General features: G+C 52.5%; 14 protein-coding genes. 7 read left to right on the forward strand and 7 right to left on the reverse strand.

Translation table 11 applies throughout. The features are described from left to right. Nucleotides 1-10: 10 nt before the first annotated feature. The 5 genes from gap (at nucleotide 11) to eno (ending at nucleotide 6035) form a co-directional block, all read left to right on the forward strand. Complete coding sequence (gene gap, locus EDM54_RS20740) at nucleotides 11-1015, forward strand: type I glyceraldehyde-3-phosphate dehydrogenase (protein ID WP_003392565.1); 1005 nt, start codon at nucleotides 11-13, stop codon at nucleotides 1013-1015. A 104-nt stretch (nucleotides 1016-1119) separates the two neighbouring features. Continuing rightward, nucleotides 1120-2304, forward strand: coding sequence for a phosphoglycerate kinase (locus EDM54_RS20745; RefSeq protein WP_024984610.1), 1185 nt, complete (start codon nucleotides 1120-1122; stop codon nucleotides 2302-2304). A gap of 14 nt (nucleotides 2305-2318) precedes the next feature. Continuing rightward, complete coding sequence (gene tpiA / locus EDM54_RS20750; protein WP_122958726.1) at nucleotides 2319-3071, forward strand: triose-phosphate isomerase; 753 nt, start codon at nucleotides 2319-2321, stop codon at nucleotides 3069-3071. A 12-nt stretch (nucleotides 3072-3083) separates the two neighbouring features. Next, the gene (gene gpmI, locus EDM54_RS20755) at nucleotides 3084-4625 is read left to right on the forward strand and encodes a 2,3-bisphosphoglycerate-independent phosphoglycerate mutase (RefSeq protein ID WP_122958727.1); all 1542 of its coding nucleotides are present in this window, start codon (nucleotides 3084-3086) and stop codon (nucleotides 4623-4625) included. 123 nt (nucleotides 4626-4748) lie between these two features. After that, nucleotides 4749-6035: a phosphopyruvate hydratase gene (gene eno, locus EDM54_RS20760; RefSeq protein ID WP_003392575.1), complete on the forward strand. Its 1287-nt coding sequence runs from the start codon at nucleotides 4749-4751 to the stop codon at nucleotides 6033-6035. A gap of 375 nt (nucleotides 6036-6410) precedes the next feature. On the opposite strand, the gene EDM54_RS20765 is transcribed toward eno, so the two are convergent. From EDM54_RS20765 to EDM54_RS20780, 4 genes are all read right to left on the reverse strand, one after another. Then, the gene (locus EDM54_RS20765) at nucleotides 6411-6617 is read right to left on the reverse strand and encodes a DUF4083 family protein (protein ID WP_122958728.1); all 207 of its coding nucleotides are present in this window, start codon (nucleotides 6615-6617) and stop codon (nucleotides 6411-6413) included. 182 nt (nucleotides 6618-6799) lie between these two features. Next, a complete protein-coding gene (locus EDM54_RS20770) occupies nucleotides 6800-7660 on the reverse strand; it encodes an ABC transporter ATP-binding protein (RefSeq protein WP_122958729.1) in 861 nt (286 codons plus the stop codon). 20 nt (nucleotides 7661-7680) lie between these two features. Next, nucleotides 7681-8718: a FecCD family ABC transporter permease gene (locus EDM54_RS20775; protein ID WP_024984607.1), complete on the reverse strand. Its 1038-nt coding sequence runs from the start codon at nucleotides 8716-8718 to the stop codon at nucleotides 7681-7683. Beyond that, complete coding sequence (locus tag EDM54_RS20780; protein ID WP_003392585.1) at nucleotides 8715-9725, reverse strand: FecCD family ABC transporter permease; 1011 nt, start codon at nucleotides 9723-9725, stop codon at nucleotides 8715-8717. The genes EDM54_RS20775 and EDM54_RS20780 overlap by 4 nt, the downstream gene beginning before the upstream one ends. A gap of 217 nt (nucleotides 9726-9942) precedes the next feature. Here EDM54_RS20780 and EDM54_RS20785 point away from each other — a divergent pair, with 217 nt between their 5' ends. Together EDM54_RS20785 and EDM54_RS26250 are read left to right on the forward strand one after the other, a co-directional pair. Beyond that, complete coding sequence (locus EDM54_RS20785) at nucleotides 9943-10956, forward strand: ABC transporter substrate-binding protein (RefSeq protein WP_024984605.1); 1014 nt, start codon at nucleotides 9943-9945, stop codon at nucleotides 10954-10956. Between the two features lie 227 nt (nucleotides 10957-11183). Next, the gene (locus tag EDM54_RS26250) at nucleotides 11184-11414 is read left to right on the forward strand and encodes a hypothetical protein (RefSeq protein ID WP_141334244.1); all 231 of its coding nucleotides are present in this window, start codon (nucleotides 11184-11186) and stop codon (nucleotides 11412-11414) included. 175 nt (nucleotides 11415-11589) lie between these two features. Here the strand turns inward: EDM54_RS26250 and EDM54_RS20795 are convergent, their stop codons facing one another. The 3 genes from EDM54_RS20795 to EDM54_RS20810 all read right to left on the reverse strand — a co-directional run bounded on the left by EDM54_RS20795 (nucleotide 11590) and on the right by EDM54_RS20810 (nucleotide 16264). Continuing rightward, nucleotides 11590-12951, reverse strand: a complete 1362-nt coding sequence (locus tag EDM54_RS20795; protein ID WP_039070202.1) for a YjgB family protein — start codon at nucleotides 12949-12951, stop codon at nucleotides 11590-11592. Continuing rightward, nucleotides 12932-13465: an RNA polymerase sigma factor gene (locus tag EDM54_RS20800; protein WP_031933204.1), complete on the reverse strand. Its 534-nt coding sequence runs from the start codon at nucleotides 13463-13465 to the stop codon at nucleotides 12932-12934. The genes EDM54_RS20795 and EDM54_RS20800 overlap by 20 nt, the downstream gene beginning before the upstream one ends. A gap of 741 nt (nucleotides 13466-14206) precedes the next feature. After that, complete coding sequence (locus EDM54_RS20810) at nucleotides 14207-16264, reverse strand: HelD family protein (RefSeq protein ID WP_122958731.1); 2058 nt, start codon at nucleotides 16262-16264, stop codon at nucleotides 14207-14209. Between the last annotated feature and the right edge of the window lie 250 nt (nucleotides 16265-16514).

Here is a 16514-nt window from a genome sequence, read left to right on the forward strand (position 1 = left end):
GGTATTTTTTATGGTAAAAGTAGGGATTAACGGATTTGGACGTATCGGCCGCAATGTATTCCGTGCAGCACTGAACAACCCGAACGTGGAAATCGTGGCGGTCAACGACCTGACAGACGCCGCTACGCTGGCTCACCTGTTGAAATACGATTCGGTACATGGCGTGCTTCCGGTTGAAGTCGAAGCGCATGAAAATACACTGGTCGTAGACGGCAAGGAAATCAAGGTACTGGCTGAACGCGACCCGGCTGCTCTGAAATGGGCGGACTACGGCGTAGAGATCGTCGTCGAATCTACCGGCCGTTTCACCAAGCGCGAGGACGCTGCGAAACATCTGGAGGGCGGCGCGAAAAAAGTGATCATTTCCGCACCGGCTACAAACGAAGACATCACGATTGTTATGGGTGTAAACGAAGACAAATACGATGCAGAGAAGCACACTGTCATCTCCAACGCCTCCTGCACGACCAACTGTCTGGCTCCGTTTGCCAAAGTGCTGAATGAGAAGTTCGGAATCGTTCGCGGTCTGATGACGACTGTTCACTCCTACACCAACGACCAGCAAATCCTCGACCTGCCGCACAAAGACCTGCGTCGCGCCCGTGCAGCAGCCGAAAACATCATTCCGACGTCTACAGGAGCGGCAAAGGCGGTTGCGCTGGTGCTGCCTGAGCTGAAGGGCAAGCTGAACGGCTTCGCGATGCGTGTACCGACTCCAAACGTCTCTGTCGTGGACCTGGTAGTCGAGCTGAAGCAAGACGTAACGGTAGACGAAGTAAACGGCGTACTGAAGGAAGCCGCTGAAGGACCGCTGAAAGGCATTCTCGGCTATTCCGAAAAACCGCTCGTTTCTTCCGACTACAACGGCAACCCGGATTCCTCCACAATCGATGCGCTCTCTACGATGGTGCTCGAAGGCAACATGGTGAAGGTAGTCTCCTGGTACGACAACGAGTGGGGCTATTCCAACCGCGTCGTAGACCTCTGCCATTTTGTTGCACAGCGCGGCTTGTAACACGTAAAATAGAACTGTTGTGAAAAAGGGAGAGCAGCCTCTCCCTTTTCCCATATGGGGATGTTACTATTTTCGGGAAGCCATTCTACTGGGGAGGATCGTTCATGAACAAGAAGTCTATCCGCGATACAGATCTGGCAGGAAAACGGGTCTTTTGCCGCGTCGATTTCAACGTGCCGATGCAGGACGGCGTGATTACGGATGATACACGGATTCGCGCTGCCGTGCCGACGATTCGGTTTTTGCGGGACGCAGGGGCCAAGGTGATTCTGGCCAGCCACTTCGGCCGTCCAAAGGGACAAGTAGTCGAAGAGATGAGACTGACTCCGGTCGCGCAGCATTTGTCCGGGCTTTTGGGAACAGAAGTAAAGAAGCTGAATGATTCTGTCGGTCCGGAGGTGGAAGCAGCAGTTGCAGGAATGCAAAACGGCGACGTCATCCTGTTGGAAAACGTCCGCTTCCATGCCGGCGAGGAAAAGAACGACCCAGAGTTGGCGAAAAGCTTTGCGCAGTTGGCTGACCTGTTTGTCAATGACGCTTTTGGCGCCGCTCACCGGGCTCATGCGTCCACGGCAGGCATTGCAGATTACATACCGGCCGTAGCCGGGCTTTTAATGGAAAAGGAAATCCGCTTCCTCGGCGGCGCGCTGTCCCGTCCAGAGCGGCCATTTACAGCCATCGTCGGCGGGGCGAAGGTGAAGGATAAAATCGCCGTGATTGAAAATCTGCTTACGAAAGTAGACCATTTGATCATTGGCGGGGGAATGGCGAATACGTTCCTCAAAGCGCAGGGCTACGGAATCGGCGCATCCCTTTGCGAGGATGACAAGCTGGACTTGGCTCGCACGCTGATGGAGCAAGCGAGAGAACGCGGCGTACAGCTGCTGATGCCGGTCGACGTAGTGGTCGCGGATCGGTTTGCCGCAGACGCAGACAAGCAGACCGTTTCCATCGATGCCATTCCGGAAGGCTGGATGGCGCTGGACATCGGGCCGAAAACAGTCGAGCTGTATCGCAAGGTCATCGTCGACTCCAAGACCGTCGTCTGGAACGGACCGATGGGCGTATTCGAAATGGACGCGTTTGCCAGCGGTACGATTGGCGTAGCCAAAGCAATGGAAGCATGTCAGGGCACGACGATTATCGGCGGCGGCGATTCCGTGGCAGCTGTCGAGAAAGCGGGCGTAGCCGAGCACATGACGCATATTTCTACCGGCGGCGGCGCATCCCTGGAGTTCATGGAAGGCAAAGAGCTCCCGGGCGTGGCCGTTTTGCAGGATAACGAATAGGAGGGAGATTCCTCTTGAGAACCCCGATAGTTGCAGGAAACTGGAAAATGTTTAAAACGATTGCGGAGGCGAAGCAATTCGCCGAAGCTGTAAAACAGCGGGATGCTGTAGCAGGCGTGGAGCAAGTAGTCTGCGCGCCGTTTACGGCACTGGCGGCATTGGCCGAAGCGTTGAAAGGGACAGATGTGGCCCTTGGCGCACAAAACATGCATTTTGAGGAGCAGGGCGCATTTACGGGAGAAATCAGCCCGCTGATGCTGAAGGAAATCGGCGTCCGCTATGTGATCATCGGACACTCGGAGCGCCGCCAGTACTTTAACGAAACAGACGAGAGCGTGAACAAGAAGACGCTGGCAGCCCTGAAGCACGGCCTGCGTCCGATCGTCTGCGTCGGAGAGAGCCTGGAGGAGCGGGAAGCAGGCAAAACGGCCGAAGTCGTTCGCAAACAGACGGAAGCCGCTTTGACAGACGTTACCCCGGATCAGCTCGCAGACGTAGTCATCGCCTATGAGCCGATCTGGGCGATTGGAACGGGCAAGTCCTCGACGGCAGCGGATGCCAACGAAACCATTGCGATTATCCGCAGTATGATTGCCGAGCGCTTCGGGCAGCAGGAAGCCGATAAAGTCCGCATTCAGTACGGCGGAAGCGTAAAGCCGGAGAACATCGGCGGCTATATGGCCGAAAAGGACATCGACGGCGCGTTGGTAGGCGGCGCAAGCTTGACGGCAGACAGCTTTTTTGCGTTGGTCAAAGGCGCCAAATAAGGAGGGAACACCATGACACAACGTCCGAAACCGGTAGCCCTGATCATTTTGGACGGATTCGCCCTGCGGGAGGAGACGTACGGAAACGCCGTGGCTCAGTCCAAAAAGCCCAATTTTGACCGCTACTGGAATCAGTACCCGCATGCAACCCTTCAGGCGAGCGGACTGGCTGTCGGCCTGCCGGAAGGGCAGATGGGCAACTCCGAGGTCGGCCACCTGAACATCGGTGCCGGACGGGTTGTTTATCAGGATCTGACCCGGATCACGAAGTCCATCCAGGAAGGCGACTTTTTTGAGAACGAAACCTTGGTGGGCGCGTTCGAGCACGCCAGGCAAAACGGCAAGCAGGTGCACTTGTTCGGACTTTTGTCCGACGGCGGTGTGCACAGCCACATCAACCACCTGTTTGCGATTTTGGAGCTGGCGAAAAAGCAGGATGTGGACCGCGTCTTCATTCACGGCTTTTTGGACGGGCGCGACGTGGCCCCGGACAGTGCGGTTCGCTACATTGAAGAGCTGCAGCAAAAGATCGAGCAAATCGGCGTAGGCCGCATCGCGACGGTGCAGGGCCGCTATTACGCGATGGATCGGGACAAGCGCTGGGAGCGGATCGAAAAGGCGTACCGCGCCATGGTGTACGGAGATGCCCCAGCCTATACCGACCCGATCAAGGCCGTAAAAGAATCGTATGAGAAGTCGATCATGGATGAATTCGTCATGCCGACGGTGATCACGGACGATCAGGGCAAGCCTGTTTCCACGATCCAGAACGGCGATTCGATCATCTTCTTCAACTTCCGTCCAGACCGCGCGATCCAGATCTCGCAGGCGTTTACCAACGAGGACTTCCGCGGATTTGACCGCGGGGAAGGTCGGCCGCGCGACCTGTACTTTGTCTGCCTGACTCATTTTTCCGAGTCGGTCGACGGGTATGTGGCCTACAAGCCGGCCAATCTGGACAATACGCTGGGCGAGGTGCTTTCCCAGAACGGCTTGAAGCAGCTTCGCATCGCCGAGACGGAAAAGTACCCGCATGTCACGTTCTTTTTCAGCGGCGGCCGCGAGCAGGAATTCCCGGGCGAGACCCGCATCCTGATCCCGTCCCCGAAGGTAGCGACGTACGATCTCCAGCCGGAGATGAGCGCACCGGAAGTCACGGAGGCGGTCGTGAAAGAGATCGAGGCGGAGAATTTTGACGCCATCATTCTCAACTTTGCCAACTGCGACATGGTTGGCCACTCGGGCAAGATGGAGCCGACGATCAAGGCGGTCGAGACGGTAGATGCCTGCCTCGGAAAAGTGGTGGACGCTATCATCGCCAAAGGCGGTGTCGCCATCATCACAGCCGATCACGGCAACGCCGATCTGATGCTCGATGAGGCGGGACGTCCGATCACCTCGCACAGCACGTACCCGGTACCTGTCATTGTCACGCGCGAAGGCCTGACGCTGCGGGAAGACGGCATTTTGGCCGATTTGTCCCCGACGATGCTCCAGCTTCTGGGTGTAGAACAGCCTCCAGAGATGACAGGCAAGCCATTGACTGTGAAATAAACTTGCCGGGAAAAATATTTTGCAAAACGAAGAGCTTGACCGAATGATGTTCAAATAGGTATGAATGTATGTGTAACGGAATTGGTTATACATGAAAAGCGATCATAAGGAGATGGATGGCAAATGGCGATGATTACCGATGTTTATGCACGCGAAATCATGGACTCTCGCGGAAATCCGACAGTAGAAGTGGAAGTGTATCTGGAAGACGGCTCGATGGGCCGTGCTGCAGTGCCATCCGGTGCTTCTACGGGTGCATACGAGGCTGTTGAGCTGCGCGATGGAGACAAATCCCGCTACCTCGGCAAAGGCGTTTTGAAAGCCGTCGAAAACGTAAACGAGATTATCGCTCCTGAGCTGATCGGCATGGATGCCATGGATCAAGTCGGCATCGACATGGCAATGATCCAGCTAGACGGAACTCCGAACAAAGCGAAGCTGGGCGCAAACGCAATCCTCGGCGTATCGATGGCTGTCGCTCGCGCGGCTGCTGAATCTCTCGGCGTTTCCCTGTACAACTATCTGGGCGGCTTCAACGCAAAGACACTGCCCGTGCCGATGATGAACATCCTCAACGGCGGCAAGCACGCGGACAACACCGTCGACATTCAGGAATTCATGGTGATGCCGGTAGGCGCTCCGTCCTTCAAGGAAGCGCTGCGCACCGGAGCAGAGATTTTCCACTCCCTGAAAAAGGTATTGAATGAAAAAGGCCTGAGCACCGCTGTGGGCGACGAGGGCGGCTTCGCGCCAAACCTGAAATCCAACGAAGAAGCGATTACCACGATCCTGGAAGCGATCAAAAATGCAGGCTACGAGCCGGGCAAGGACGTCTTCCTCGCACTGGACGTGGCCGCTACCGAAATGTACAAGGACGGCAGCTACCACTTTGAAGGCGAAGGCGTCGTGAAGAGCACAGACGAAATGATCGCTTTCTACGAGGATCTGGTAAGCAAATACCCGATCATCTCCATCGAGGACGGCCTGTCCGAGGACGACTGGGATGGCTGGAAAAAGCTGACTGACCGTCTGGGCGGAAAAGTGCAGCTCGTCGGCGACGACCTGTTCGTGACCAACACCGAGCGTCTGGCGCGCGGCATCGAGTCTTCCACAGGAAACTCCATCCTGGTGAAAGTAAACCAGATCGGTACCCTGACCGAAACCTTCGACGCCATCGAAATGGCGAAACGCGCAGGCTACACAGCCGTCATCTCGCACCGTTCCGGCGAAACCGAGGATTCCACCATCTCCGATATCGCTGTGGCGACCAACGCGGGTCAAATCAAAACCGGCGCTCCGTCCCGTACCGACCGTGTGGCGAAGTACAACCAATTGCTGCGCATCGAAGACGAGCTGGGCGATACCGCTCGCTTTGGCGGCCGTGCTGCTTTTTACAACTTGAAGAAGTAAGGGCTGCGAGCTTTGTTGCAACTCGAAAGAAGTAAGGGTTGCTTTCCTGCAGTCTTTTGAAAAGAGCTTTCTCCTTGAACAGGAGGAAGCTCTTTTTATGTGATGGGGGAGGCCCGTTATTTCTCAAAGAAGGGGGAATTGGCTTTCATTCGAGACTATTGGCAACAGGCGATGGACGATTCGGAAACGAATGAACGGTTGTGCGGAGAAATAGTCAAAAGGGGTTTGGAGTATGAAGACTTCAGGAATGGTTGATCTCTTGAGATTTAAAAAATCCGGTGCTCCCGTATAGTGACGGCAGAAACATCGGATTTTCTTTTCGGATGCGAACATGAAAAATAATTTTACGCAGGCAGCAGCAGTCGCCAGCGGGAATCATTTGTTCTGATCGCGGTCTTCCTTGCGCTCCTGGAGTTCGATCAGCCGATCGAGCTTCTCTTCGATTTGTTTCAGCCCGTCGCTGCGCGTGCTCGAATTTTGGAGAAGCTTGCGGATAAAGGCTGCAAGGGAGATGACAAAGAGTATGAGCAGTATGACGACAACCGACATAAGAATGAGACCGGGGATGCCGATACTGTGCAAGGGTAGCAGCTCCTTTCAGTGGGTATATAGGAAGGATTCTCCATTTTACATAGATTTCCTTGTACTTTCAGAAAGTTTACCCAGACTAAATCAAGCAAGCATAAAAAAGGCTCCGCCGTAATACAGCGAAGCCTTACTTATTTTGACAGTCATTGTCGTTCGTTACTCAGGTGATTCACTGATTAGGCGTGTACCGCGATTTTTTGCTCTTCCTTTTCTGCATTGGCACCTGATGAACCCGCAGTTGCACCAGCACCCAGACGGCTTTTGCTGAAAGGAATGCACATCGGCGTGTCGTAGATCGGATCCCGGGTGATCTGGCACTCCATCTGGAAGACGTGCCGGACGAGCTCCTCGTTCATGACGTCATGAGGATTTCCCTCGGCAAATACGCTCTGGTTGTGCACGGCCACGATGTGATGAGCGTAGCGGCAGGCGAGGTTCAAATCGTGCAGCACCATGACAATCGTCCGCTGCTCGGTCTGGTTGAGATCGTAGAGCAAATCAAGAATTTCAATCTGATGGGACATGTCCAGATAGGTGGTTGGTTCGTCCAGCAGGATCGTTTCTGTTCCCTGCGCCAGTGTCATGGCGATCCATGCGCGCTGGCGCTGGCCGCCGGAGAGCGAATCAACGGCACGGTCGGCCAAAGCGGTAAGCTGCGTCGCCTCCAATGCTTTGACGACCATCTTCTCGTCCTCTTCGGACCATTGCTGCAGCCAGCTTTGATGGGGATAGCGGCCTTGTTTGACCAGCTGCAGGACCGTCAGTCCCTCAGGAGCGACCGGGCCTTGGGGCAGGATGGCGAGCCGTTTGGCCACTTCCTTGGTAGGCCGTTTGGCGATCGCTTCGCCGTCCAGCAGGATCGCGCCTTCCTTTGGCTTCAGCAGCCGAGCGAGCGAACGCAGAAGCGTGGACTTCCCGCAGCCGTTGCTGCCGATAAAGACAGTAATCTTTCCCCGCGGAATGGTCAAATCAAGCGACTCGATAATATTCCGTTCCCCATACGACAAAGTGAGTTGACGGGTCTCCAGAGCATGCACGCTGATCCGTCTCCTTTCATTTAGCGATTTCGGTTTCTGTACAGCAGGTAAATGAAAAACGGTGCACCGACGGCGGAAGTGAACACGCCGACCGGAACGTCGATAGGTGTAAACGCCATGCGGGCGATTAAATCAGCAATCAAGACGATCAGTGCCCCGATAAAGGCGGAAAGGGGCAGTGCGCTGCCAAATGACGGCCCGATCAGCTGCTTGGCAATATGCGGAGCCAGGAGAGCGACGAAGCCGATCTCACCGCCTACGGAGACCGCTGTACCGGTCAAAGCTGCGCAGATCAGAAGCAGGAAAAAGCGGTCCCGCTGCACCGTGCTTCCGACGCTCATGGAAATATCGTCGCCCAGCTGTTGGATGTTGACCCGTCTGGCCATCAGCGCCGCGAGAAGCAGCAGCCCGATTGTCCAGGGGAGAATCATCCGCGCGTCTGCCCAGGACACCCCGTAAATACTGCCGGTCAGCCAAAGAATGGCTTTGTTTTGCAACAGGAACGGGCTGAACATGATCAGCATGGTGACGACGGCACTTGCGGCGATTTTGATCCCCACGCCAATCAGGACGAGGCGGAGCGGTGTCACCCCCTTTTTCCAGGCGAGAGCGTACAGCAGGAACATGATCAGTGTTGCCCCGAGAAACGCTACCGGCGGAAGCCACTTGATGCTCACCGTCTCAAAAAAGAGCAGGAATGCAACTGCGGCCACAGAAGCGCCGCCGGAAACACCGAGAATATCAGGGGCGGCCAGGGGATTGCGAACGACCCCCTGCATAATCGCACCGGCTCCGGCAAGGGAAGCGCCGACCAGCATGCCGACGACAACCCTCGGCATGCGAAACTGCTGAACGAGCAGGGTGTTTTGCTCGTCGCCCATGCCGATCAGCACCTTGAGGACGTCCAGCGGAGAGACCTTCATCTCTCCCATCCCCAGGCTGATCACCGCGACAGCCAACGTGGCGATGGCGGCGGCCACGGTCACCCATATCGATTTTCTGTGCAAATGAAAAGAAGACAAGCGCTTGCCGGGGCGCAGAGTCAGGTAGCCTTTCATCCTTTGTCCAGCCCCTTTCGTGCCACGTAGATGAAGAACGGAATGCCGATCAGGGCGGTCATCACGCCGATAGGCACTTCTGCGGGCTTGGCGACGAAACGCGCGCCGATATCGGCAGCAAGCAAGAGAGCCGCTCCCAACAGGCCGCTGTACAGCATCACCCAGCGCGTCTCAATCCCGACGAGAAAGCGGGCAAGATGTGGCGTGACCAATCCGACAAAGCCGATCGGACCGGCTACAGCGACAGAGCTGCCTGACAGCAGGACGATCGTAGCGCCTGCGGCCAGCTTCACCATCATCGTGCGTTGACCGAGGCCTTTTGCGACGTCGTCCCCCATCAGCAAGGTCTGGATGGGACGGGCCAGCAGGAAGGCGATGATCCAGGCGACAATCATATAAGGAAAGACTGCGGTCAAAAATTCCAGCTTTCGTCCGCCCACTGACCCGGAGAGCCAGAACAGCACCTCATCCACAGATTTTTCATTTAATACCATCATGCCGTGACGTGCGGAAGCAGCCAATGCGGTAATGGCGGCTCCGGCCAAGGTAAGCTTGACAGGCGTCATTCCGTCACGCCCGAGAGAACCGAGCAGGTAGACTACGACGCCGCTGACCGCAGACCCGAGAAAGGCGATCCATGTAAACTGCGTCAAAGAGCTGATGCCAAAGAAGGTGATGGCCACGACCACAAAGAAAGCGGCCCCTGCGTTTAGCCCGAACAGTTCGACATCGGCGATCGGATTGCGGGTCAGCGCTTGCAGCAGCGTACCTGCGATCCCCAGGCACATCCCTACGGCCAAGGCGTTGAGGACGCGGGGGACGCGCACCTCCTTGATGACGATATGTTCATTGGTACCGTTAAACTGCGTAAAGGCATCGATCGCTGTGTGCCAGCTTGTTTCCACGATGCCAAAAACAAGACTGGCGTAACTCAAGTACGCCAGAAGCAAGAGGAAGAATCCCACTCCCAAAATCTTTAAATAAGTATTGGATAGCAAAGCTTTCATAACAGGTTTTCATCCTTAGGTTGAGTTGTCTCGATCAATTGCGAACAGCGTATCCAATGATAAGTTTAGATGTAGGGATTTTTCTTGTCAATGATTTTGAGAGTCATTATCAATTTGTTGTTGACTTCCTCCCAGGCTTGGTTGTAGGATATTCAGTGTCAGTGATACACATTCTCATTCTCATTGATTCGAATACAACCCGAAGGGAGTCATCATCATGTTTCAACGTACATACAAGGGGACCAAAGGAAAGATGTTCTTTTCCGTTCTCATGGCTCTTCTGCTGATCGTCACCGGTTGCGGTGGCCAACAGGCGGAGCAAAAACCGGCAGACCAAACGCAGCCGGCTGGACAAACTACCGGCAATGCAAGCGGCGGCTCCGACAAGGAATATGTAGTGAAGCACGCTATGGGTGAAACGCCAATTAAAGGTACACCGCAACGCGTCGTCGTTTTGACTGCTCAAGGCGTCGAGACACTGGTGAAGCTTGGTGTGAAGCCGGTGGGCGCAGTTGGCTCCTTTACCGATCCGACTCAGTTTTATGAGCCGGTGAAGCCGCACCTGGAAGGCACTAAGGTTGTCGGTTCCGAATCCCAGCCAAACCTGGAAGCGATCATGGCGCTCAAACCTGATCTGATTCTCGGTATGAAATTCCGTCACGAAAAAATTTACGAGCAATTGAAAGCAATCGCTCCGACTGTATTCGTGGAAGAGCCGCGCGGCGACTGGAAAGAGAACTTCATGCTGTACGCGGAAGCATTGAACAAGAAAGCCGAGGGCGAGCAAGTCATTGCCGATTGGAACAAGCGTGTTGAAGACTTCAAGGTAAAAGCCGGGGACAAGCTGAATACAAAAGTATCGATCGTTCGCTTCATGCCTGGACGGGTACGCATTTACTACAAAGACACGTTCCTGGGAACCATTTTGAAAGACCTGGGCGTAGCCCGTCCTGCAAGCCAGGATCAAGACAAGTTTGCTGATGAGGTAACGAAAGAGCGCATTCCGGAAATGGACGGCGACATCATGTTCTACTTCTCCTACGAAACCGGTGATGGCCAGGCGAGCAAGCTGGAACAAGAGTGGACAAATGATTCGCTTTGGAAAAACCTGAATGTCGTGAAAAACAACAAAGCTTTCAAAGTGGATGACGTTGTCTGGAATACCTCCGGCGGTGTAATCTGCGCGAACATGGTTCTGGATGAGCTGGAGAAATACATTATCGGTCAGTAAACGTTTTATGAACAAAGAGATGGCACGGTGCATGCTGTGCCGTCTTTTTTGTTATCAAAGAGGAAGACAGCAGCTATACGGATATGTTTTCTGGCAGCTTATTTCTCGTTCACACCGGCGGACATGGGGAACGGAAGGATGAGTTTACAGAATATGCTAAAATATACGTTGAAAGCACGATTTACACCGTGATCGGAAGAAAACCCAAATTGGGCGAGGGAGTAAAGATGTCGCAGACGCGTTCCATATTCATCATCTGTATGGCTGGCATCATGATGATATTTGCATTCCTGGGATTATGGGAGTCGTATCAGCCTCATGTCGGTCCTGTCGGAAATGGTCCGAGCCATCAACGGATTTGGTCCTGGTTTATTTTGCAGTTCCTCATCGCCGGATGTTTTCTTGCTACGGGCATACTCGGTTTGCGTGCGAGCAGAAAAGAGAGGGAGAAAGAGTAAGGAAACAGAGTTAGAGCAGATTGAGCTAAAGCAAACGATACCTTTGGGGAAGACGGTTTGCTAGAAAAACACAGTGCTAGGCTGTCTTGCTGTTTTACAGAACACTCTGAAACATCTTGCAAAGAAGCCGCTCCCCGTAAACCCGGGAAGCGGCTTTTTTGCAAAGAGTCTCTCGTTATTGCGCCATCATGTTGACAGCACCTTTCGGATAAACGATATTCACATGATCGACAAGCAATGTTTTTGCGTTTTGACCGTTCGCCGTTCCGGAGAACACGAATTTCAATTCGTACTTGCTATTTACCTTGTAAGTGTAAATCGTTTGGCCAGACACATCGGCGGAAACGTCAGGCTTGCCGAGGGCAGATGTTACATCGGAGAGCGACAGCTCCTGCAAGCGGGTGTCATAGCTGCGAATATCGACAAGCTGCATTCCCTTGTTAAAGCCGAATACGACACCTTGCGTCCGGTAGCTGGCATACGTAACACCGTTAACCCCGCCCAGCCTGTCGGCCTTGCCCCAGTCCTTTTCCACGGTGTCCAAGACGCTGGTTTCTACAGGGTATTCCACGCCGTACAGTCGGCCTTCTTTGGCGAGATCGCGGATGCTTTGCACCAGCTCTGGCGTGGTAACGGCCTGCATCAGATTGACGGTTCCGCGAGGGTAAAACACATCGGTGCGGACTGCACGAAGTTCGTTTTTGCCGTTATCTTCTCCTTGGTAGACAATCTTTAGCTGGTATTTGTCTGTGACGTTGTAGATATGAATCGTCTGGCCAGCGAACAGGATGGCGCGGTCCGGCTCCCCGAGCACACGAGTCACGTCTGCCATGGACAGGTAGTGAGGCTGGGAGCCCTTGCTGCCTATATTGCCGATCTCCCAGTTGCCGTATACCCGGCGGATATCGACGATTTGCATGCCCTTGTTGTACCCAAGGATGACCCCTTTGTTCTTGTAGGTCGCGTACGTAATGCCATTGGCGTAATCAGTACGGTCTGGCTTGCCCCAAGACTGCTCGACCTCGTCAAACATGGATGTTTCCAACGTTAGTTTTTGGTCGTATGATTGTCCGCGGACGGCTTTCTCCTTCATGGAAAGAATCACGTCTTTAATGGTGCGGTTCAGGTCTGCTTCCTTGTCGCTGGATGCGATCGGAGCACCTTCGCCTGAGCCAATCTCTCCTCCCGTGCCGTTCGGTCCTCCTGTTCCCTGGGACACGCCCTCCTGATGGGAACTTCCGGCGGGCTGCTGATTGGGGGGCTGGACAGTCGGATCAAGTGTCGCTGATTGATTCCACGTTATCAATTGACTCCCGAGCCACACTGTGGCAGCCAGCAAAGAAAAGGCGGCTGCTGTTCTGCCCAGCGTCGCCAGGCGGTACGAGCTTTTTTGTCCGTGGCGTGAGCTTCTTTTTCCGATAGGGGTATCTGTTTCGCGAATGGCGGTCATAATCTTCTCCTTTTGTTGCTCAGTGAGTGTGATGTCGGGCAGATTTCGCAAATCGTCCAACCAATGTTCATCGTGCTTTGACGGCATCTCCGAATCCTCCCTTTTCCCTGAATTGCCATATGCCTTTCATCGCCTTTAAGGCCCGGTGGTAGGTGACATTTACTTTGCTTTCGCTCCATTGCAAAATGTCGGCCGTTTCCCTGGCAGACAGCTCTTTGATGCCGCGGAGGATCAACACCTCGCGGAAAGCGGGCTTCAACTGCTGGAGGGACCGATAGAGCTCGTGCTGTTCCTCGTGAAGGTCCAGCCATTCCTCCGGTGTTTTTCGCTCGTCGCGGACGTCTTGCAGCCAACTGTCGAGCAGCCATTTGCGCAAACGCTGTTTTCGCCGGTGGTCGATGGCGGTGTTGCGGGCGATCGACAGCAGCCAGGTTTTGGGTTGGGCTCTGCCTTCAAACAGGTCCAGTGCTTGCAGGGCCTTGATAAAGACCTCCTGGACCAAATCCTCCACATCAGCGGTGCCTGTGTAGTACACGAGAAACTTGTATATCTCGTCACCGTAGCGCAGGAACCATTGTTCGATGAGTGCTTTCTTGTCCACGTGTTCCCCACCTTTTACGGTTGTTGTCTGTGTAATTGGACGGTGCAGCTTTTTAAATCTTACAGTTTTTTTTGAAGAAAATTTTGGGGCATCTGCAGATTTTGCCTCTTAGCCTTGCCGCAGCTTCCTCTGATTTGGCATAGATCGGGCTTTGGCGGAGGAGATGAAAAAGGAGAAAATGCTCAGGGGACGGTGGGACACTTTGCTGGGGTCGGCCTGTCCGGCTCACTTTCAAAAGGGGAACCGCGTCCAAAAGCAGCATGTTCAGGAAGGGTTTCAGGGTTGGACGATAAAAGCGAGTACCCCTTTTAAAAGGGACCTGAGCGGGTGTCCCAAAGACCTTCGCATTTTCTCCTTTTTCATCGCTACAGCTATTCGTGTTTGTCGGCAAGGCAAAGAAGAAAGGGCTAGGAAGAGGGGGAGAGGAATATTTAAATCTTGCTTTCTTAGGATTGGTGATTATTTGGGAATGTATCAAGAGACTTTCTTTGGATGATTTATAAGGAACGTTTGAATAAAAAAATCTGGATGCTGTGTTCGTTTGTATCGACAATTTCTCTTTGTTCATTATAGGTCGTACTCGGTGAAGGGAGGTGTTTGTGGAAGGATTGCGACCGTATTCGTCTTGAAGGATGGCAACTGGGAGAAAACGAGAATAGAGGCAAAAGGATAAGCAGTACCGCTTTTCGTACATGAGTAAAATAGAAAGAGCAAATGGGCTCGTAGCAGGGGCCCCGATATTCAGCCTTGTAAAGGCAAAAGACTCGTAATCTCCCCGTGGTACGTTAAAGTAAGCTTATGCATAGCCCTTGTACACGCGATATAGAGCAAGCTTCTGTCAAAATCCGTCTGGTATCTTTCAGCGTTTGCTGAAGGAATAATCACCTCATCGAACTCGAGGCCTTTAGACATGTGAATCGTCGTAATGGTGATCCCGTCGATGAACTTTTCACTGTTGAAATCCAGTACATGCACGTCATGCTTTTCATGCAAGGCATCATATAGCTCTTTTGCTTGGCGATTTGTTTTGCAGATAATCCCGAGTGATGAATAGCTGCTGTTTCTAAAATCCGTCAAAAGTTTTTCTATCGACGCCAATTCGCTTTGCGAGCTATCGCACGGTATGATCCGAGGCTCCTCCCCATGCCGCTCAATCGGAGCTATGTTGGATTGCTGGATACGCTGCGCAAATGAAATGATTTCGTAGGTGGAACGGTAGCTTTTGTTCAGCTCCATAAATTCGACGTTTTCAAAAAGCTTCTTGAGGGATTGGAGAGAGTTGGAATTGTACGGGTTAACGATTTGTCCAAAATCGCCCAAAATAGTTTTTTTGCATTTGTAAAGCTTCTTGATAACGGCGTATTGCACAGGCGTATAATCCTGCATTTCATCGATGACCACATGCTGAATGCCATCCAGCCCTTCGATGCCTTCAAAAAATATTTTTACGTAAATGTAAGGAAATACATCGGCATGCTCTAATGTGTTTTTGCTTTTGAAAACAAACATTTCGGGTCGGTCAATAAACGTGAAGAAATGGGTGTAGAGCGCTAACGTGCTGGTAAACTTGAACATGGAAAGGAGCTTCTTCATAACCGCTTTTTTTGTCGGGACCGGAATCTTGCGCTCCATCACGCTTTCTTTTTTGATCAGCAGAATGATATCTTCTGTTATCTCGGCAAATCTCTGGGAAATGGGCTGGTTTTTATAGGCTTGATATCGCTTTTGGATAAAGTCTTTCGAGACGGTCACGCTGCCAAACGTACAATCCTGAGGTTCAAAGTATTGCTCGCTCGCAAACTCAAGGTACTCATCTAATTGCGTCAAAAACTCCAGAGACGACTTAAACCTTGTGCGCTCAGCCAACTGTTGGTCATGTCCATCCAGAAGGCGGTCGATTTCCACTGCATACCTCTCGAACTCCAATACATTGTGTAATTGCTCGGCCGCGATATCCTCAAAGCCGACTTCCACGATTGGTTCTTCGCCCAATTCCGGCAAGACATTTGAGATATAGTCGGCAAATACCTTGTTTGGGGAGATAATGACGACATTTTGAGCTGACAAACGTTCTTTGTACTTATACAGAAAGTAGGCAATCCGGTGCAAGGCGATGGAGGTCTTGCCTGAACCAGCCACCCCCTGAATGACCAACACGTCTGCATTTTCATTCCGAATGATTTTGTTCTGTTCCTTCTGTATCGTCGCAACGATGTTCTTCATTTTTTGGTCCGAATTACTGCTTAATTCTCTTTGCAGCACCTCGTCAATGATGCTAATCGAACTTTCAAGCGCATATTCCATCTGGCCGTTTTTAATCTTGAATTGCCTTTTTCGCGTAAGCTCGCCCTCTATTATCCCGGCGGGAGCTTCATAAAATGCATGTCCCAGTTCAAAATCGTAATACATGCTTGATATCGGGGCCCGCCAGTCATAAATGAGCATATTGTTATCGTCGTCAGAAAACGAGAACCTCCCAATATACACGGGGTCCGCCTCATTCTCGTCAACAAGCTTGAAATCAATTCTGGCAAAGTACGGGGAATCGATTAGTTTCGCGATTTTTGTCCTTCTTTCAACCGTATGGGTTCCCGAGCGAATCATTTGCGAGATCGAAGTTTGGTTCGAAAAGATTTCCATGCCGTCCATGCCGCTTCTGTTCTCGGCCAGGTACTTCATGGATTCCTTAAACTCATCTGCATATGCTTTGACCCGCTCATCCAATTCATTTAACGCATCCTGCAGCCTCCCGATTATTCGATCAAGATGTTTTGTCTCTTCTGGAAAATTTACCGACATTGCTTTTACCTCCCTATTTTTCCCAAAAAGCGAAACGGAGAAATAATCTTCTCATAAGGTTTTTGCCCCGTCAAGGTAAAATCCTCAAAAAATTAATAGGAGGGGAAAAGTGCTTTGAAAGGTTGATAATGGCAGGAGCTTTGGTGCTCGAATTCTTTTTTCAGAAAGGAAAAAGGCTGCACGTAGCGGCAGCCTTTGTTTAGAAAAGAAGCGGCGGTAAAGAAGCGGTAGTAAAGAAGAGCTTCGACTT

Source organism: Brevibacillus borstelensis (assembly GCF_003710865.1).
Taxonomy (GTDB): Bacteria; Bacillota; Bacilli; order Brevibacillales; family Brevibacillaceae; genus Brevibacillus; species Brevibacillus borstelensis.

Bases quoted from the DNA above. Each gene is read 5' to 3' on its own strand.
- gap (WP_003392565.1), top strand. From the start codon at position 11: ATGGTAAAAGTAGGGATTAACGGATTTGGACGTATCGGCCGCAATGTA.
- EDM54_RS20745 (WP_024984610.1), top strand. From the start codon at position 1,120: ATGAACAAGAAGTCTATCCGCGATACAGATCTGGCAGGAAAACGGGTC.
- gpmI (WP_122958727.1), top strand. From the start codon at position 3,084: ATGACACAACGTCCGAAACCGGTAGCCCTGATCATTTTGGACGGATTC.
- eno (WP_003392575.1), top strand. From the start codon at position 4,749: ATGGCGATGATTACCGATGTTTATGCACGCGAAATCATGGACTCTCGC.
- EDM54_RS20775 (WP_024984607.1), bottom strand. From the start codon at position 8,718: ATGAAAGGCTACCTGACTCTGCGCCCCGGCAAGCGCTTGTCTTCTTTT.
- EDM54_RS20780 (WP_003392585.1), bottom strand. From the start codon at position 9,725: ATGAAAGCTTTGCTATCCAATACTTATTTAAAGATTTTGGGAGTGGGA.
- EDM54_RS20785 (WP_024984605.1), top strand. From the start codon at position 9,943: ATGTTTCAACGTACATACAAGGGGACCAAAGGAAAGATGTTCTTTTCC.
- EDM54_RS26250 (WP_141334244.1), top strand. From the start codon at position 11,184: ATGTCGCAGACGCGTTCCATATTCATCATCTGTATGGCTGGCATCATG.
- EDM54_RS20795 (WP_039070202.1), bottom strand. From the start codon at position 12,951: ATGCCGTCAAAGCACGATGAACATTGGTTGGACGATTTGCGAAATCTG.
- EDM54_RS20810 (WP_122958731.1), bottom strand. From the start codon at position 16,264: ATGTCGGTAAATTTTCCAGAAGAGACAAAACATCTTGATCGAATAATC.